Genomic DNA, 18,480 nt, shown 5'->3' on the forward strand with positions numbered 1-18,480 from the left:
ATATTTCTCCTTCTATATTATAAAATTTAAATATTCTTTACTTTCATTTTCAAAGTCTTTTAGCTTTGAAAGGGGCATATTAAATATATCTTTAAATTTAGAATCACAATGTTGTAAAAAATGTGAAATAACACTATTTTGAGTGTTTATGCTAGTAACACCAAAATTATTTTCCAGTGCTCTAAATACATCTAAAAACATAATTTCTTCTGCTGGTTTTGCTAAAAAATAACCACCGTTTTTACCTTTTATACTAGAAATTATTCCAGCATTTCTAAGAGAATTTAAAATTTGCTCAAAATAATTTTTTGAAATATTTGTTTTATCAGATATTTCTTTTATAGTTATTGGATAAAACTCGCTTGCTTTCATAATCTCAAATAGCGCCACAAGTCCGTATACTCCTTTTGTTGATAAAACCGCCATTATTTTAATGCCTCCTTTAGATCTTCTATAAGATCATTTGTATCCTCAAGCCCAACACTAAGCCTTATAAGCCCCATAGGAACACCTGCATTTTTTAATTCTTCTTCACTTAGTTGAGAATGTGTAGTACTTGCTGGATGAGTAATGATGGATTTACTATCGCCTATATTTGTAACAACTTTGAAAAGCTTTGTGCTGTTTAAAATTTTTTTAGCAAACTCTAAATCACCAACATCAAAACTTAAAAGACCACTTGAAAGTCCTTCTTTAAGATATTTTTGCGCTTTTTCATAAGTAGAACAGCTTTTCAATCCTGGATAATTTACGTTTTTTACCCTTGGATGAGCCTCTAGCCATGAAGCTATTTTTAAAGCACTATTTGAATGTTGTTTCATGCGAAGATCTAATGTCTCTAAGCCTTGTAATAAAATCCAAGAGTTAAAAGGAGAAATAGAGGCACCAATATCCCTAAGAAGACCTAATCTTAGCCTTAAGCTAAATATGGGAAATGATTCTAACTCACTATAAATAAGTCCATGATAGCTATCATCTGGTTCATTAAAGTGTGCATATCTTGGATTTGATTTAATATATTCATTTAATCCTTTTCTCTCTACTACAACTCCAGCTATAGCACTACCTTGACCATTTATATACTTACTAGCACTATGAACTACTACATCAGCGCCATTTAACAAAGGGTTAAAAAGCATTGGGGTAGCAACTGTATTATCAGCTATAGATATAATTTTGTATTTTCTTGCAATTTGAGTTATTTTTTCAAAATTTGGAATAGCAATTTGCGGATTTGAGAGAGTTTCAAAAAAAATTGCCCTTGTTTTATCATCTATTAAAGACTCTAAATCATCAGCACTATCAGAGTCAAATACCCTAGCTTCAATACCAAATCTTTTTATAGTATGTCTCAAAAGAGAAACAGATCCACCGTAAATTTTATTTGAAATAATAATATTTTCACCTACTGCTGCTAAGTTCGCAATAGAATAAAAAGTAGCTGCTTGTCCGCTAGAAAGAGCTATTGCAGCACTTCCGCCTTCTAACTCAGCCATTTTTGCTTCAAATATATCTGTAGTTGGATTTGTTAAGCGAGTATAAATTTGTCCCAAACTTTTAAGCGAAAATCTATCTGCAGCCTCTTGGCTTGAACCAAAATCATAAGCTGTTGTTTGGTATATAGGAGTATTTACGCTACCATAACCCTCTTTTGAGTTATAGCCAAATTGCACTGAAATTGTATTTTTTTCCATGTTATAGCCTTTTTAAATTTAAAACAAGTATATCCAAATGCATATTTAATGTCAAGTAGTTTTATATATTTAAAAGGTAGAAATTTATTACGTAATATTGAGGTTTATAAATAAAAACTATATATTATTTTAATAAAATATACTAAATTTATATGTAATCTAAGTATCAGTTCTTCCTTCTATTGCCTTAAGCAAAGATAGCATATCTATATTTTCCAAACTAACACCAGTTGGAATACCCTGGGCAATTTTACTGAATTTAAGATTTAAATTTGAAAGCTTATCTTCTAAAAACATTATAAGCGCATCACTATTTATGCTTGGAGTAAAAGCAAAAATAATCTCTTTGGAGTTATTATTTTGTATACATTTTTTTAAACTTATTAACATTTCTTCATTAATTTCATCTAAAACGAAATAAAGCCCCTCATAAATACCGTTTTCTTCAAACACTAAAATATCTTTTGGATTTTCAACAACACAAAGCAAGTCATTATTTCTATTATCATCTGCACATATATCGCAAATTTCGTTTTCACTTAAACCATTGCAAATAATACATCTTGTAAGTTTTCTTGAAGCATCTTCTATACGGTGAGCCAAAGACAAACCAGCTGAGACATCTTTTATGCTTACAAAATACGCATATCTTAATGCAGATTTTCTACCAACCCCAGGAAGCCTTTGAAATGCTTCCACAAGTTCGTTAAATTTCTCAAGCCCTTTTTTCATTATCGGATTCTTTGCTAAAGCAAATTATAAACTCATGATATCCATCTTTATACTCATAGTCAAATTTAAATTTATGCATTTCACAAATATGATCAACAATATAAAGTCCAAGCCCCATTCCAGTAACCTTACTATCTTTTTCTCTAATAAATGCTTGCTTATAATACTCAAAAGTATTATCAAGTGGATCGCCTAAGTTTTTAACAATTAGGTTTTTATCGTCATAATATAGTTCAGATTTACCATTTTTAGAGTATTTTAAAGAGTTGTCTAATAAATTTTTTATAGCCAAAGATAACAATTGGAAGTCAGCTTTTAAAATAGGATTTTTTTCAGTATTTACACTTATTTTTTTTTCAAAATTATCAAGCATTAATATATCAAAAGCCTGGTCAACTATCTCACTAATATGGTATTTTTCATAATTTAGTGAATAACTCTTAGAAAGAAGTTGTTCTATTTTGGCAAACTCATTTATAAGCATTTCAAGGCGCTCAAAAATAGTAGAAAGTCTTTTTTTTTGCACCTCATCATCAAGCAACTCACAAACTATTCTACCTTTTCCGATAGGTGTTTTAAGTTCATGCATAATTGCTCTTAGGAAAAGTTGTCTTGAGCGAATAAGCTCTCTTATTTTTATTACAGCTTTTCCAAATTCTCGCCCTAATTCAGCTATCTCATCATTTGAAGTACTTTCAAAGCAGACTATATCCATATTTCCTGTGCCAAAATTTTTTATATTTTTATTTAATTTTTTAAGAGGAGCTAGATTTTTCATCACTGAAATATAAAGCGATATCAAAAGAGTTGCACTTAGTATAAAACCTATCCACAAAGAATCATTTATCTTATCATCTTCTGTTGTTTGCAAAAGGATATCAAATGATGGATTTTTTAAATGAAGGTATAAATTATCTCTATAAGATATTGATTCAAATGTTCCAAGTTCAGTTGGAACAACAAATAATTGATTTTTTGAGCTTATTATAGAATCATGAAGTCTCTTATCTTCGACATATTTTAATCCAAAATTTTTAAAATATATGCTAAAATCCTCAGGAATATCCCCTCTAGCATACAAAATCGTAAGATAATTTATCGCACTTATCTGTCTATCTTTTGTTTTTTCTATAAAAATATTTTTTTGTATATCTGAAAATGTTAAAAACAAAAGGCATACGACAGAAAATGCGATACAAAAAATAATAGTTATTTTTGTGCTAATCGACTGCATCATCCTACTAATTTATATCCTATACCGCGAACAGAAAATATATGTTTTGGAGTTTTTGAACTATCTCCGATTTTATTTCTAAGTCTACCAATGATAACATCTAAGCTTTTTGAGTCTTTATCTTTTAAACTTTTACAATTATATACAAGCTGCTCTCTTGATACAGAAAAACTATGTTGTTTTATAAGATAAGCCAAAATTTCAAACTCCGCAGGAGTTAGAGTAAGTGGTTGCCCATGAAATAAAATCTCATGTCTAAGATCATCAACTTTAAATACAGAATCACTCTCTTCTTCTGAAAGTTCTGATGATTTCTTGTATCTTCTTATAAGACTCATTATTCTCGCATGCATTTCTTTTGGATCATAAGGTTTTGGTAAGTAATCATCAGCTCCTATTTGAAGTCCAACAACCTTATCACTTAAATCGCTTCTAGCTGAAGATATTATGATAGGAATATCATATTTTTCCCTTATTTCTTTGCAAACCTCTAATCCGTCCATTCCTGGAAGGGTTAAATCTAATATAAGCAAATCATAATTTTTTACGCCAGCACTTATACCTAAATATGGATCATCATAATTTGTAATTTTTATATTAAATTTTGACAAATACTCAGATAAAATTTGAGCAAATTCTGTATCGTCTTCTATCATCAATACATTAATCATATTATATTCCTTTTTAAATAATTTTAGTGATTATAACAAATTTTTTCTAATACTTTAATTTAATTTTTGATACAATTACAATTTTTTAAATCATAACTTAATATTATATATTTAGAAATTGAGATAGGATAGTTCATGGAAGAAGATTATTATGAAATTTTAGGTATTAGCAAATCTGCTAGCCAAGATGAAATCAAAAGCGCTTTTAGAAAGCTTGCTTTAAAATACCACCCAGATAGAAATCAAGGCGATAAAGATGCTGGAGAAAAATTTAAAAAGATAAATGAAGCCTACCAAGTTTTAAGTGATATCGAAAAACGCTCAACTTATGATAGATATGGTAAAAGCGGTTTAAATGGTATGGGCGGAGGATTTGGCGGTTTTGAAGATTTTGATTTAGGAGATATATTTAGTTCGTTTTTTGGTGGAGGCTTTACAACAGGTTCAAGGGGTCGTAAAAGAAGTGTAGATAACTACGAGTTAGATATAGAACTCCCATTAACTTTAACTTTTAAAGAAGCTGTCTTTGGCGTAAAAAAAGAAATTAATTATAAGATTAAAATTCCTTGCGAAGTTTGCAATGGAAGCGGTGCAAAAGATGGCAAAAAATCAACCTGCTCCCACTGTCATGGAACTGGTAAAATATCCAAAAGACAAGGTTTTATGAGTTTTATACAAACTTGTCCGTATTGTGATGGTAGTGGAGAAATAGCAAAAGATAAATGTGAAGCGTGCAGAGGAAATGGATACAAGGAAGAATCAACTAGCACAACCATAAATATACCAGCTGGTGTTGATAATGGCACAAAAATAAGAGTAAGCTCAAAAGGAAATCTCTCTGCAAGTGGTATAAGTGGGGATATGTATATTAGAATTGCTGTAAAAGATGATAAATACTTCATAAGACACAACGATGATATATACATAGAAGTTCCTGTATTTTTTACTCAAGCAGTACTTGGAGCCACACTTAGTATACCAAATTTAAAAGATGAAAAAATAGACCTAAAATTACCAATTGGTGCTTATGACAAACAACAGTTTATATTTGAAAATGAAGGCGTTGCAAATATAAGAAGTGGTGAAAAAGGAAGATTAATAGCTCAAATTTCTATCAAAATGCCTAAAAAACTCTCTGTTAAACAAATTGATCTGCTTGAAAAACTTGAAGCAACTTTTGATGTGAAAAGCGAGCACGATGGGAACCCAGATGATAGTATTTTAGACAAGATAAAAAACTGGTTTAATAAGAAAGACTAAAATTTGCAAAGTATTATAAATTTTATTGTTGAGACTGTTGGAGCATGGGGATATGTTGGTATATTTTTCATGATGTTTTTAGAAAGTTCATTTTTCCCTTTTCCAAGTGAAGTTGTTATGATTCCGGCTGGATATCTTGCACAAAAAGGCGAAATGAACTTTGTTATAGCTTTTTTTATAGGAGTAGCTGGTTCGCTTGCTGGAGCAGTTTTTAACTACTATTTATGCTACTTTTTTGGAAGAAGTTTGATAATAAAATATGGCAAATATGTTGGCATAAACGAAGAAAAAATGCATAAATTTGAAGCATTTTTTAACAAACATGGTGAAGTTTCAACATTTACTTGTCGTTTAATCCCTGGCATTAGACAGTATATAAGTTTACCAGCTGGACTTGCCAAAATGAATATGTTTAGATTTTGCCTTTATACCACACTTGGCGCAGCTATTTGGGTACTTATACTTATGATTTTGGGGTATTTCTTAGGGCAAAATGAAGAACTTATAAAAAAATATCTACATATAATAACCATAGTGCTTTTAGTAGCTGTTGCAATTATAATTGGCATATATTTTTATATAACAAAAAGAAAAAATGCCTCTAAGTAGATTAAATAAAGAGCAATACCAAGCAGCAACTGCACCGCTTGGTAACTCTTTGATTATAGCAAGTGCAGGAACTGGCAAAACTTCAACCATCGTTGCAAGAATAGCTCATCTTTTAAATTTAGGCATAAAACCTGAGAAAATTTTACTTCTAACATTTACAAATAAAGCATCAATTGAGATGATAGAGCGCCTTAATAAGCACTTTAGCAAAAATATTACATCCAAGATACTAGCAGGAACTTTTCACAGTGTTTCATATACTCTTTTAAAAGCTCTTGCAAAAAATGTAACCCTAAAACAGCCAAATGAATTAAAAATTTTGCTAAAAAGCGTTGTTGATAAACGTAAATTTGACCATATAAGCGAAGTTAAGCCATATAGTGGTGCATATCTTTACGATGTGTATTCACTTTTTCAAAACAAAGTAGCTAATGGCGAATTTTATGAGTGGTTTTGCCAAAACTACCAAGAGCAAGCAATATATGCAGAAATTTATGAAGACATCTTAAAAGAATTTGAAGAAGAAAAAAAGAACTTTGGTTATGTAGATTTTAACGACATTCTTATAAAAATGCGAAACGAGTTAAGAAAAGGTGCACCCCTGCACTTTGAAGAGGTTTTAGTAGATGAATACCAAGATACAAACACACTTCAAAGTTCACTTATAGATTCTATAAACAAAAAAAGTCTTTTTTGTGTCGGAGATTTCGATCAAAGCATTTATGCGTTTAATGGTTCAAATATTGAAATAATCGGCGGTTTTAAAGATAACTACAAAAATGCTCAAATTTATACACTAAACACAAACTACCGCTCAAGCTCATCCATACTTGCTTTAGCAAACAAGGTAATATCAAACAACCCTAGACTTTATGAAAAAAATCTAAGCGTTAGCAGGGAAGGCAAATTTAAACCACCTACTTTGCTTGTTTATGAAGAACTTTTTGCCCAATATGCCAACATATCTGAGATCATATGCAACTCTAAATTTCAACATGAAAATATAGCTATCATCTTTAGAAACAACTCAAGTGCCGATGGATTGGAAGTTGCATTAAAAGAAAAGGGTATAAAATCGAAAAGAAAAGGTGGCGTTAGCTTTTTTGAAAGCAGAGAAATAAAAGCGCTCATTGATATCATCTCGATTTTCGTAAACCCAAAAGATGTTATGGCCTTTATAAATCTTTTTGAATATGCAAAAGGCGTAGGAAATGCGCAGAGTAAAAAGATATTTGACTCACTCTTAAAGCTTGGGCACGGAAGTATCGTAAATGGTCTGTTAAATCCAGATACAACCGTAAGCTTAAAAACAAGAAAAGTTCAAAATAAGCAGCTTGGACTCTTTGATGAGATAGATGAATTTAGCGACAAAACAAGATTTAATAAATTTAACTTTGATGATAAATTTAAAAGTAATCCGATTCTAAATGATGCTAAACTAAGCGAAAGCGGTGCTGTATTTTTATATGAGCTAAAGAAATGTTTTATGGATCTATTTAGTTCAAATAATGCATTTAATGCGATAAATACAATCATAAAATCTCAAATTTACACTATCATAGTTGATATTTTATCAACCAAAAGAGCAACTTTAAAAAATGGAAACATCGATGAAAAACTAAAGCAAGAGGCAAAAGATAGAATCTACTCAAAAGCACAAGTTTTGGTTGAGCTTTCTAAAACTTACACAAGTATTGATAAACTATATAATTTCATCACCCTTGGCTCAAAAGAAATGAGCGAAGGAGAAGGTATAAATTTACTTACAATTCATGCTAGTAAAGGACTTGAGTTTGATCTTGTTTTTGTAGTTGACCTTGCACAAAACAGATTTCCAAATTTAAAACTTATGAATATGAGTGGGAGTTTAGAAGAGGAGCGAAGACTGTTTTATGTAGCAGTAACTAGAGCTAGAGATGAACTTTATCTAAGTTATGCTAAATTTGACAAAATCAGAAAAATAGAATATAAGCCAAGCCAGTTTTTAATAGAAGCTGGTTTAGTCAAAGAAATTTAGTCAACTAATAGTTTTTCAATATCATAAAAACAAAATATATTCATACTATTTTTATATTCGTATGAAAATTTAATATCATGTGCTTTAAGGATGCTATCAACTATATAAAGTCCTAAACCAAAACTTTTCGTAGCATTGCTTCCTTGTGTAAATGCTTCTACATAATGTTCTATAGAATTATCTAAAGGTCTCCCGTCATTGCAAAATTTGATAGTTTTTTTATTTACTACTATATTTACATGCTTATTTGTTGAGTATTTTATAGCATTATCTATCATATTTTTAATTGCAGTAGAGAAAAGCTTAAAATCAACATTAATAGTGATATCATCCAAAATATTTAAAGTATAATTTTCTTCGTCTATCATTGCCATATCTATGGCGTCATCTATGAGATCGATTATCTTAAATGGCTTTAGATTATTTACATTTGATCCAGATGTTACTCTTTCAATTGCAGCAAATTCATTTATTAAATTTTCCAACTTTTGAAAAACATTCAGAAGTCTTTCTTGATACTTGTCTTTTTGTATCATTTCAACAGTAATCCTACCTTTTGTGATAGGAGTTTTTAGCTCATGCATAATATTTCTTAAAAAAAGCTGCCTAGATGAATTTAACTTTTTTATCTGTGTAACGGCGGTATAAAAAGCATCTGCTACTTCTGAAATCTCATCATTTCCTGTACTAACATTTTTTATGTCCAAATCGCCTTTGGCAAATTTATTTATCTGTCTTTTTAGCTTTCTTAAAGGCTTAATTTTTCTCAAGATAAATGCGTAAGCAATCAAAAGTATTAAAATTACAGCACCTAGTATAATTTTTGTAATAAGATACCTATATGGCTGATAATCAATGTCTTTTAATACAAAAATCTCATTATCTACAACTAATTTTAAAAAATTTCTTTTATCATAAACAAGTATAGCTGAAGTTCCAAGATCACCCGAAATTTCTTGCAGTACTTTCGAGCTAGTTATGATATCGCTTATCCTTTGAGAGTCTCTTATAATAGGCATATTTATATTTGTCATTTGCTTTTCATAATCTTTTTGCGAAATCATCCCATTTAAATAAGAAAGAGTTACTCTTGTAACATAAGAGTATTTATTATTTAGTTCTCTTGTATAATTTTGTTTATCATAGTTTATAAGCCATAAAAACAGTACTATTATACAAACTATGGATAAAATATATATAAAAGTAATGGCATAAAATATAGAGGAACGATTTTTCATTGAACTAATTTATAACCAATTCCGCGCACAGAGTGAATGTATTTTGGCTCTTTATGATTATCATCTAGTTTGGTTCTAATTCTACCTATAATAACATTTATACTTTTGTTTGTTGAATCTTCGTTAATAGCATCACAGTTATAAACAAGCTCTTCCCTTGTTATTGCTCCACCTTCTTTTTTTATAAGATACGCTAAAATGTCATACTCGGCATTTGTGAGATCTAGCTCCTTCCCTTTAAAAAGTATAACATGTTCAAATTCTTTTAAAACTATGTCTTTATTTGTATTTTCTTTTGTGCCTTCTTGCAAATTTACACTTTGTCTTCTTAGATGACTTTTTATTCTAGCACAAAGTTCTTGTGGATTGTAAGGTTTTGGCAAGTAATCATCTGCGCCATTTTCTAACGCTATAACTTTATCTGTTATATCATGTCTAGCGCTTGATATGATTATTGGTACACTATGATTTTTACGGATATCTTTGCAAACTTCAAGGCCATCAAGGCCAGGCAATGTAAGATCTAAAATCACAATATCAAATTTAGATAAATTTAGTGTTGACATCCCAAGATATGGATCATCTATAGTAGTAACTTCCATATCATATTGACCTAAATACTCTGTTAAAATTTCTGCTAACTCTAAATCATCTTCTATCATAAGTATTTTTATCATTATTAAACCTTTGCGAAGATAATTATATCAAAATTTGGATTAATAAATATTTATAAGGGCGAAAGATCGCCCTTTATTTTAGTAGATTTTAAACATCTCTTGAATTTTAGCTACATCATTTGTTTTAGTTAATGCAAGCATTAATAAAACCCTAGCTTTTTGTGGATTTAAGCTATCAGCTGTAACAAAGCCTAGTTTTTTATCATCAACTTCTGCGCCAACACTTGTTGAACCAGAACCTGTTCTAGAGCTTCTTACAACTACAACGCCAGCTTTAGCTGCATTTGCTAGAGCATCTTGAACACTTGCTGAAGGATTGCCATTACCCACACCAGCTAAAATTATACCTTTTGCACCATTTTTAACAGCTAGATTTACAAAATCAGCATTGTCGTTAGAATAACCATAAATGATTTCTACTTTTGGCAATTTATCTAATTTAGATACATCAAATTCTGAATTTACAGTGTGTTTTCTAACTGGAGTTAGAAGATAATCAACTATTCCATAGTTAACAGAGCCAATTTTTCCTGAGTTTGGAGATTTAAATGTAGCAACACCTGTTGTATTTGTTTTTGTTACTTCTCTTGCTGCATGTATTTCATCATTCATTGCAACCAAAGCACCTTTATTTACACTGTTTTTATTCATAGCAACATTTACAGCGTTATATATATTTAATGGACCATCGGCACTTAATGAAGTTCCAGATCTCATAGAACCTACAAAAACAACTGGTTTTTCACTTTTTACTGTTAAACTTAAAAAATATGAAGTTGCTTCCATAGTATCTGTTCCATGTGTTATAACTATGCCATCAGCATCGCCTTTTAAAAGTTCATTAGCTCTTTTTGAAAGTTTAAGCCAAATATCATCATTCATATCTTGTGAACCAATATTTGAAATTTGCTCACCTTTTATAGTAGCAATTTTATTTATTTCTGGAACAGCTGCTATTAACTTATCAACAGTTACTGTTCCTGATTTATAATCGCCAGATAGTGCACTATCACCACCGCCTGCTATAGTTCCGCCTGTAGCAAGCACATAAATTGTAGGTTTAGCAAAAACCATAGAAGCTCCTAGGCACGCAACAAGTGCGGCAACTTTAAGTAATTTCATGATTACACTCCTAAAATTTTAAAATTTTATTAATTATAAAAATTAATTTTCGAATGTAATTATAACACAAAATTTAAATTTTAAATTTAAATTTAGAATTTAAATTTTATTTTTCTGTTTCAACCATAAATGGAACGCCTTTTATAAGACCTTTTGAAAAGATCAATTTAGCATCAAAAAATACTTTTTGTCTTTGTTTATCACTTGCCATATCGTCAGTTACAACGCATTTTTCATCGTAATATGTATTAAATAATTCTATGTAAGATTGTTGATTAGATGAATCCATGCTTTTTGATTTTTCAAGCATTATAGCTGCTTTAGTAAAAGAGCTTTTGCCGTGAACTGGAGCAAAAATTATCTTTAAATTTGCATTTCTAAGGTATTTTGTCAATTTATCAATTTCTTTTCTACAGTCTGGACACTCAGGGTCTGTTATCATATAAAGAGTTTTTTTATTATTCTTATAAAAAGAATTTATAGTTATAAATCTATCATCAGGTATAGTTTTTAAAAGCTCTAAAACTTCTTCTTTTACTTTATCTTCAACTAGTTTTACTTTTTGATTATAAAGTTCTTTATCGTTTTTATCTCTCAAGAAAGCATTTTTTACATAGAAAAAATTTTGGCCGCTATTATCGCTTATTATGATATCTTTTTGATTGCTATTTTGTTCCATCAAAACTATCAAATTTGAGTTAGGCATCGAATTTATTTTATCTACAGATATTATGTCGTAAGTTGGAAATAGATTTTTTAAATTTGTTTCTAATTCGCTACCATTTAAAATTGCAAACAGACTTAAAGTAAGAAGTAATTTTTTCATAATTGCCCCCATAAAGTGTAATATGAGGACAATTTTAGCATAATTTGAGTTTTTTACAAAGCCTTTAAGATTACATTTGAAAGTATTTTTGTAAACTCGTTTGGATTTGATATACTCATCCCTTCACTTATTTTTGCCATATTTAAAATCAAATTTGAGATATCATTTATCATGATTTGATTATCTTGCAGTTTTACAAATATCTCGTGATTTGGATTGATTTGGAGTATAGGTTTGATTTCAGAAACGCTTTGCCCCATTTGTTTTAGCATTTGTTGTGTAGCAAAATCTGGATCGTTTTTATCATAAACTAAGCAAGCTGGAGAATCTTTAAGTCTTGAAGTAACTTTAACATCTTTAACATCATCTTTCAAGCTTTCTTTTAATTTTACGATAATCTCAGCGTATTTACTTTCATCAATTTTTTCATCTAAACTCACCTCATCATCAGCATTTTGTACTGGCTTAATAGGAGTTTTATCATACTCATAAACCATAGGCATAACTATACTATCTATCTCATCATCACATATCAAAACCTCGATATCTTTTGCATTAAATGCTTCAAGAAGTGGTGAAGTTTTAAGCATTTTCTCATCTTTACCAGTTATATAATAAATTGATTTTTGCTCTTTACTCATAGAATCTTTATATTCTTTAAGCGTTATATATCCATCTCTTTTGCTTGATTTAAACAGAGTTAAATTTAAGATCTCATCTTTGTTTGCACCAAAACCATATAGACCCTCTTTTAGAACTTTGCCAAAGAGTTTGTAGAATTTTATGTATTTTTCTCTATCGTTTTTAAGCAATTTTTCAAGCTCACTATAAATTTTCTTAACACTTGCTTCTTTTACGCTTCTCATAATAATGTTATCTTGTAAAATCTCACGACTTACATTTAAAGGCAGATCCTCAACATCCATAATGCCTTTTATAAATCTTAGATGTGTAGGTAAAAGCTCTTTTTCATCATCGGTTATAAAAACCCTTTTTACATAAAGTTTTACACCACTTTGATAATCCACTCTAAATAGATCAAAAGGCTCAACACTTGGAACATAAAATAGCGTAGTATACTCTATCTTGCCTTCAGCTTTTGTATGGATATAAAGGAGTGGATCGCTGCTATCGTGAGAAATTTGCTTGTAAAAGTCATTATAGTCTTCATCTTTAAGAGAAGTCTTACTCATTTGCCAAAGCGCGCTAGCTCTGTTTATTTGAACATTCTTACTCTCATAATGCCCCTCTTTTTCGCCTTCTTTTGGTGCTATCCATTCTTCTTTGTCCATAAAAATAGGATATGGGATGTGGTTTGAGTATTTTTTGATGATATTTTCTAGTCTATAAGTTTCTAAAAACTCATCATCATTTAAAAATATTTTTATAGATGTTCCGTGCGTTTCTTTTGATGATTTTTTAATCTCGTAATTTTTAGCATCACTGCTCCACTCATAAGCTTCATCACTAAGTGCTTTTTTGCTAGTTACTTCTATCTTAGACGCAACCATAAATGCTGAGTAAAAGCCCACTCCAAACTGACCTATAAGATTTGAGTCTTTTTTTGCATCGCCACTTATTTGACTTAAAAACCCTTTAGTTCCGCTTCTTGCAATCGTTCCAAGGTTATTTATAAGCTCATCTTCATCCATACCAATACCATTATCACTTATGGTTAAAGTTTTTGCATCTTTATCCACTGAAATTTCTATCTTTGGTGTGTAATTTAGAGTTTTATACTTGTCATCTGTTAGGGTTAGATAGTTTAGCTTATCTAGCGCATCGCTTGCATTTGATATAAGCTCTCTTAAAAATATTTCTTTGTTTGAGTAAAGAGAGTGAATCATCAAATTTAAAAGATCATTCACTTCTGTTTGAAATTCATGTTTTGCCATTTGTATTCCTTCTGAAATTTTTTAGCAGATTATATCATAGATTGACAAATTTTGCAAGATAATGAGAAAATATATTTAGAAAAGTTGATAGTAATTATATAAAGTATTTAATTGCTAATATAATTTTAGTCTCTTCTTAAATTTATATATTGTAAAATTGGATCCATTAAGTTAATTCATTATTTTTCAGTAGCGTAAAATTAAAATCTTATAGAAGCATAAAAAAATAATTCGTTTTACAAAAATATGATTGTAAAGTTATTTAATACTAAAAAAGGACGAAAATAGTTCTATTTATTATCTACTCAATAAAAGAGTAGAACAAGGCACAAATTTTACATTATAATCTTATTATTTGCTACATTATTTAAATATAAGTTCTTGTATCAATGAACATAAAGTGAAAACAAAGCCAATAGTCAAGAAAAACAAAATACCAAACCAACTACATTCATTTATAAAATAGGATAGAGTGTGTTATCTTTTTTATCTTTAACTATTACTATAGAGCCTATACCGCCCAATATGAGAGATATGTTAAAAAAGGGTATAAATACTTTATTTCCTGTAAATATAAAATAAAGACAAATAATGATAATAAATAATGATAGAAAAATATTTTTTTTAAATAATCTTTTTAAATTATTTTCAAATCGCTTTATAAAATCTAAAATATATTTTCTACTTTTTTCCATTTATTTCCTTATTTAACTTTATATTATACTACAATAAATATAATACATAATTTAGCCTATAAATTTTATAGGCTAGATCTAATTAATCAGTTGGACAATCTTCATTTCCTTTAACAATTCAAAAATTTCCAACACCATATTCCATGCCAATAGAGGCAATACCAACATCAAAAGAAAATATTTTCATACTGATTTTCCTTGTTTTTATAAAATTATATCATACAAGAATTGGATTATTATTTTCTTATAAAGAAATATACATAAAATGACTTAAGTTACTTAAAGTATTAAATAAAAATATTACTAAAATAAACATATTAAAATTTTATATTTTAATAGAAACTAATATATTTATAGTTTAATGTTTGTTATTTATAAATTTAGCCATATTTATTATTAATACTAAATTTAGTAAAAAATGTTAAATTTATATATTATTTTTTTAGGATAGAAATTGAGAAGCATACTTTTTACATTAATAATTTTAGCACTTGGATTTTGGCATTATGGGATTAATTTTTTAGCAACTATACTAATCATCTCATTTTTGATATTTTTCCACGAACTTGGGCACTTTTTAGCAGCAAGGAAACTTGGCGTTCATATAAATGTTTTTAGCATAGGCTTTGGGCAAAAACTGCTCTCAAAAAAAGTTGGAGATACGACCTACTGCATAAGCGCCATTCCACTTGGTGGATATGTGCAACTAAAAGGGCAAGATGATGCAAATCCAACGGCAAAAAGCGACGATCCAGATAGCTATAACTCACTTTCACCACTTGGACGCATTTTCATACTATTTGCAGGGCCATTTTTCAATATATTTTTAGCTTTTTTACTCTACATAACACTTGGTCATATAGGAGTTCAAAAACTAGCCCCAGTTGTCGGTAATGTGCTTGAAAACTCAGCTGCACTTAGTGCAAACATCCAAAAAGGCGATACTATTTTAGCTATAAATGGCGTAGAAGTTAAAGAGTGGGATGATATAAGTAAGCTTGTAAAGACTGAACCTATGGATATAAATTTACAAAGAGATGGCAGAATTTTAGATATACTTCTAACTCCAAAGATAGGCAAAACTTATACAATATTCAAAGAAGAAATCCAAAAACCACTCATTGGTATTTCTCCAAGTGGCGAACTTACCACGATTTACCACACTGGCTTAAGCTCACTTAGATACGCCTTTAGCGAAACAATAGAAGCTTCGAAACTCATTTTTGTTAGTCTTGAAAAACTTATAGTTGGAATTGTGCCAGTTAAAGAGCTTGGCGGTATAGTTGCTATGAGCGATATCACATCAAAAGCTGCAAGCATCAGCTTTTCAGCACTTCTTATCATTACTGCACTCATATCTGTAAATTTAGGCATACTAAATCTCTTTCCAATTCCTGCGCTTGATGGCGGACATATACTTTTTAACATCTATGAGCTTATCTTTAAAAAACCAGTTTCTCCAAAAGTTTTTTCAACTTTAACTTATGGTGGAATGGCATTATTATTTGGACTTATGGCATTTACGATAATGAATGATATTTTTAGATTGGCTGGAGGTTATAACTAGTGGACTATGCTAAAATTTTAGAAAATATTGAAACCTCAAAAACTAAATTTAATAAACAAAGCGAAGTAAAACTAATCGCAGTTAGCAAAAATGTAACCTCAAAAGAAGTTGTAAATTTATATACTCAAGGGCAGATAGAATTTGGTGAAAACAGGGTTCAAGAGTTAAATAAAAAGATAGGTGAGCTTCAAAATTACGATATAAAATGGCACTTCATAGGTTCACTTCAAAGCAATAAAATTAACCAACTAATACCACTTCGCCCTACTCTTTGGCAAAGTTGTAACTCATTTAAGCTTGCATGTGGTGTTGATAAAAGGCTAAATTACAAGCTTGATACACTTCTTGAGATAAATGTAGCAAACGAAGATAGCAAAAGTGGTATCGAGATAAATAGAGCCGTTGAAGAATATCTGCACATCCAAGAAGAGTGCAAAAACCTAAATATGTGCGGTGTTATGAGCATAGGAGCTCATAGTGATGATATGAGTTTAGTAAAAAAGAGTTTTGATGATACATATAAAATTTATGAAAAATTACGACCACATGGTGCCAAAATTTGTTCTATGGGAATGAGTAGTGATTTTGAACTAGCAATAGAATGTGGTTCAAACATGATAAGACTTGGAACAATTCTTTTTGAAGATATGAAATGAAAAGCGAACTAAACTTAGCCATACAAGCAGCAAAACTAGCTTCACAACAAATCATGTACTATAGACAAAATGGCTTTAAGAAAAATAGAAAAATAGATGGAAGTATCGTAACTGACGCTGATTTTGCTGCAAATGATATTATAGTAAAAACACTATCGCAAACTGGCATTGATATCTGCTCAGAAGAAATGGATAATAGCTCAAAAAATAAAGATACTTTTTGGCTTATAGATCCACTAGATGGTACTTCTCATTTTGTAAAAGAAGAAGATGAATTTTGCGTTTTAATAGCTTTGATACAAGACTCAAGACCAGTTTTAAGCGTGATTTATTTACCAATATATGATAATTTTATGAGTTGTGATGGCAAAGATGTATTTGTAAATGGCGAAAAAATTGATAAATTAAGAATTGATATATCTCCAAATATCATGCTTGTAGGAAGCCAAAAAGAGCGCATCACTACAATGAAGCAAGATATAATAGATAAATTTAAAACAGAAATTATTTATATTGGCTCTGGCATTAAATTTTATAAACTAGCGCTTGGAAGTGCTGGATTTTTCTTAAGAAATAGAACTTCACATTCTTGGGATATTGCAGCTGGAGATCTCATGATAAATGCAAGTGGTGGTTTAATGGTAAGTACAAAAACAGGAGAACTTTTAAGATACAGCGCTCCAGAGCTAAAAAATGAAAGCTACATAGCATTAAGCAAAGAAAATGCCCATAATATAGAGCATTTTCTAAACATATTAAAAGCTAATTAATATTTGCAATCATTGTATCAAAGGATTTTTTAGTACCTTCTCTAACTGGTTGCATTAGACTAACTAAAACTATAGCTAAACTTGCAGCAAGAAATCCTGGAACTATCTCATATAATGGTAAATTTAAAGCACTAGCTAAGTAATTTTTCCAAAGCACAACCATAACAGCACCAGTTATCATACCAAATATTGCACCAAGTCTTGTCATCCTTCTCCAAAACAAAGAAAATACTATAACACTACCAAAACTTGCGCCAAATCCAGCCCAAGCATATGAAACGATATTTAAAATACTTGAGTTTTTATCAAAAGATATTACAAAAGCAATCACAGAAACAAGCAAAACTCCAGCTCTACTTATAATCATTACCTGTTTTTCTGGCGCATCTTTTTTAAACACTCTTCTATAAAAATCCTCCGCTATAGTCGAGCTTGATACAAGAAGTTGCGAACTTGCTGTACTCATTATAGCTGCCAAAATAGCGCTTAGCAATACTCCTGCAATCCATGGATTAAAAAGAAGTTGACTCATTACAATAAAAATCTTTTCGGAATCTTGTAAACTAAGATTAAATTTATTCATATATGCAATACCAAGAAGACCCATTATACAAGTTGCGACTAAACTTATAACCATCCAAGATATACCTACAGTTGTAGCAACTGGTATATCTTTTAGTGAGCGAATCGACATAAATCTTACTAGAATGTGCGGTTGTCCAAAATAACCAAGCCCCCAAGCAAGTGCGGAAATGATGCCTATAAACGAAACTCCGTTAAATAAATTTAATCTATTTTTAGATATATTTTGATTTTT

16 protein-coding genes and 1 pseudogene are annotated in these 18,480 nt (G+C 30.0%); 6 read left to right on the top strand and 11 right to left on the bottom strand.

Going from position 1 to position 18,480, the window contains the following annotated elements; translation table 11 throughout:
* Positions 1-12 precede the first annotated feature (12 nt).
* The 5 genes from ACZ5VL_RS00295 to ACZ5VL_RS00315 all read right to left on the bottom strand — a co-directional run bounded on the left by ACZ5VL_RS00295 (position 13) and on the right by ACZ5VL_RS00315 (position 4,331).
* On the bottom strand, positions 13-426 hold the full coding sequence (locus ACZ5VL_RS00295) for an RrF2 family transcriptional regulator (protein ID WP_464198871.1): 414 nt from the start codon (positions 424-426) through the stop codon (positions 13-15).
* Entirely contained in the window at positions 426-1,694 is a 1,269-nt protein-coding gene (locus ACZ5VL_RS00300; RefSeq protein ID WP_464198873.1) for an O-acetylhomoserine aminocarboxypropyltransferase/cysteine synthase family protein, read from the bottom strand. The genes ACZ5VL_RS00295 and ACZ5VL_RS00300 overlap by 1 nt, the downstream gene beginning before the upstream one ends.
* Before the next feature lie 159 nt (positions 1,695-1,853).
* Complete coding sequence (recR, locus tag ACZ5VL_RS00305; protein ID WP_464198875.1) at positions 1,854-2,426, bottom strand: recombination mediator RecR; 573 nt, start codon at positions 2,424-2,426, stop codon at positions 1,854-1,856.
* A complete protein-coding gene (locus tag ACZ5VL_RS00310; protein WP_464198877.1) occupies positions 2,410-3,663 on the bottom strand; it encodes an ArsS family sensor histidine kinase in 1,254 nt (417 codons plus the stop codon). Before ACZ5VL_RS00310 ends, recR begins: the two co-directional genes overlap by 17 nt.
* The gene (locus ACZ5VL_RS00315; protein WP_464198878.1) at positions 3,660-4,331 is read right to left on the bottom strand and encodes a response regulator transcription factor; all 672 of its coding nucleotides are present in this window, start codon (positions 4,329-4,331) and stop codon (positions 3,660-3,662) included. Before ACZ5VL_RS00315 ends, ACZ5VL_RS00310 begins: the two co-directional genes overlap by 4 nt.
* A gap of 135 nt (positions 4,332-4,466) precedes the next feature.
* Here ACZ5VL_RS00315 and dnaJ point away from each other — a divergent pair, with 135 nt between their 5' ends.
* From dnaJ to ACZ5VL_RS00330, 3 genes are read left to right on the top strand one after another with little or no spacing between them, the layout of a single operon-like run.
* Complete coding sequence (gene dnaJ, locus ACZ5VL_RS00320) at positions 4,467-5,591, top strand: molecular chaperone DnaJ (RefSeq protein WP_464198880.1); 1,125 nt, start codon at positions 4,467-4,469, stop codon at positions 5,589-5,591.
* A 3-nt stretch (positions 5,592-5,594) separates the two neighbouring features.
* Entirely contained in the window at positions 5,595-6,200 is a 606-nt protein-coding gene (locus ACZ5VL_RS00325; protein WP_464198882.1) for a DedA family protein, read from the top strand.
* Positions 6,187-8,217: an ATP-dependent helicase gene (locus ACZ5VL_RS00330; protein WP_464198884.1), complete on the top strand. Its 2,031-nt coding sequence runs from the start codon at positions 6,187-6,189 to the stop codon at positions 8,215-8,217. The genes ACZ5VL_RS00325 and ACZ5VL_RS00330 overlap by 14 nt, the downstream gene beginning before the upstream one ends.
* On the opposite strand, the gene ACZ5VL_RS00335 is transcribed toward ACZ5VL_RS00330, so the two are convergent.
* The 5 genes from ACZ5VL_RS00335 to htpG all read right to left on the bottom strand — a co-directional run bounded on the left by ACZ5VL_RS00335 (position 8,214) and on the right by htpG (position 13,975).
* On the bottom strand, positions 8,214-9,455 hold the full coding sequence (locus ACZ5VL_RS00335) for an ArsS family sensor histidine kinase (RefSeq protein ID WP_464198886.1): 1,242 nt from the start codon (positions 9,453-9,455) through the stop codon (positions 8,214-8,216). The genes ACZ5VL_RS00330 and ACZ5VL_RS00335 overlap by 4 nt on opposite strands.
* Positions 9,452-10,132, bottom strand: coding sequence for a response regulator transcription factor (locus ACZ5VL_RS00340; RefSeq protein WP_464198888.1), 681 nt, complete (start codon positions 10,130-10,132; stop codon positions 9,452-9,454). The genes ACZ5VL_RS00335 and ACZ5VL_RS00340 overlap by 4 nt, the downstream gene beginning before the upstream one ends.
* Positions 10,133-10,210: 78 nt before the next feature.
* Positions 10,211-11,206 (bottom strand): type II asparaginase, encoded by a 996-nt coding sequence (locus ACZ5VL_RS00345; RefSeq protein WP_464200205.1) that lies wholly within the window; start codon positions 11,204-11,206, stop codon positions 10,211-10,213.
* 154 nt (positions 11,207-11,360) lie between these two features.
* A complete protein-coding gene (locus tag ACZ5VL_RS00350; RefSeq protein WP_464198890.1) occupies positions 11,361-12,080 on the bottom strand; it encodes a thioredoxin domain-containing protein in 720 nt (239 codons plus the stop codon).
* A gap of 53 nt (positions 12,081-12,133) precedes the next feature.
* A complete protein-coding gene (htpG, locus tag ACZ5VL_RS00355) occupies positions 12,134-13,975 on the bottom strand; it encodes a molecular chaperone HtpG (RefSeq protein ID WP_464198892.1) in 1,842 nt (613 codons plus the stop codon).
* A gap of 1,149 nt (positions 13,976-15,124) precedes the next feature.
* On the opposite strand from htpG, the gene rseP reads away from it, so the two are divergent.
* The 3 genes from rseP to ACZ5VL_RS00370 are packed head-to-tail and all read left to right on the top strand — an operon-like array spanning position 15,125 to position 17,663.
* A complete protein-coding gene (rseP, locus tag ACZ5VL_RS00360) occupies positions 15,125-16,237 on the top strand; it encodes an RIP metalloprotease RseP (protein ID WP_464198894.1) in 1,113 nt (370 codons plus the stop codon).
* Positions 16,237-16,893 carry a YggS family pyridoxal phosphate-dependent enzyme gene (locus ACZ5VL_RS00365; protein ID WP_464198895.1) on the top strand — a complete coding sequence of 219 codons (657 nt, stop codon included), beginning with the start codon at positions 16,237-16,239 and terminating at the stop codon, positions 16,891-16,893. Before rseP ends, ACZ5VL_RS00365 begins: the two co-directional genes overlap by 1 nt.
* Positions 16,890-17,663, top strand: coding sequence for a 3'(2'),5'-bisphosphate nucleotidase CysQ family protein (locus ACZ5VL_RS00370; protein WP_464198896.1), 774 nt, complete (start codon positions 16,890-16,892; stop codon positions 17,661-17,663). Before ACZ5VL_RS00365 ends, ACZ5VL_RS00370 begins: the two co-directional genes overlap by 4 nt.
* Here ACZ5VL_RS00370 and ACZ5VL_RS00375 read toward each other — a convergent pair.
* Positions 17,656-18,444 (bottom strand): annotated as a pseudogene (locus tag ACZ5VL_RS00375) (sodium:solute symporter family transporter); the annotation flags it as partial. The gene ACZ5VL_RS00370 and the pseudogene ACZ5VL_RS00375 overlap by 8 nt on opposite strands.
* Positions 18,445-18,480 lie beyond the last annotated feature (36 nt).

The organism is Campylobacter sp. GTC17093 (genome assembly GCF_055397635.1).

Bases quoted from the DNA above. Each gene is read 5' to 3' on its own strand.
- ACZ5VL_RS00300 (WP_464198873.1), bottom strand. From the start codon at position 1,694: ATGGAAAAAAATACAATTTCAGTGCAATTTGGCTATAACTCAAAAGAG.
- ACZ5VL_RS00370 (WP_464198896.1), top strand. From the start codon at position 16,890: ATGAAAAGCGAACTAAACTTAGCCATACAAGCAGCAAAACTAGCTTCA.
- ACZ5VL_RS00350 (WP_464198890.1), bottom strand. From the start codon at position 12,080: ATGAAAAAATTACTTCTTACTTTAAGTCTGTTTGCAATTTTAAATGGT.
- recR (WP_464198875.1), bottom strand. From the start codon at position 2,426: ATGAAAAAAGGGCTTGAGAAATTTAACGAACTTGTGGAAGCATTTCAA.
- ACZ5VL_RS00335 (WP_464198886.1), bottom strand. From the start codon at position 9,455: ATGAAAAATCGTTCCTCTATATTTTATGCCATTACTTTTATATATATT.
- ACZ5VL_RS00330 (WP_464198884.1), top strand. From the start codon at position 6,187: ATGCCTCTAAGTAGATTAAATAAAGAGCAATACCAAGCAGCAACTGCA.
- ACZ5VL_RS00315 (WP_464198878.1), bottom strand. From the start codon at position 4,331: ATGATTAATGTATTGATGATAGAAGACGATACAGAATTTGCTCAAATT.
- ACZ5VL_RS00340 (WP_464198888.1), bottom strand. From the start codon at position 10,132: ATGATAAAAATACTTATGATAGAAGATGATTTAGAGTTAGCAGAAATT.
- ACZ5VL_RS00345 (WP_464200205.1), bottom strand. From the start codon at position 11,206: ATGGTTTTTGCTAAACCTACAATTTATGTGCTTGCTACAGGCGGAACT.
- htpG (WP_464198892.1), bottom strand. From the start codon at position 13,975: ATGGCAAAACATGAATTTCAAACAGAAGTGAATGATCTTTTAAATTTG.
- ACZ5VL_RS00310 (WP_464198877.1), bottom strand. From the start codon at position 3,663: ATGATGCAGTCGATTAGCACAAAAATAACTATTATTTTTTGTATCGCA.
- ACZ5VL_RS00295 (WP_464198871.1), bottom strand. From the start codon at position 426: ATGGCGGTTTTATCAACAAAAGGAGTATACGGACTTGTGGCGCTATTT.
- dnaJ (WP_464198880.1), top strand. From the start codon at position 4,467: ATGGAAGAAGATTATTATGAAATTTTAGGTATTAGCAAATCTGCTAGC.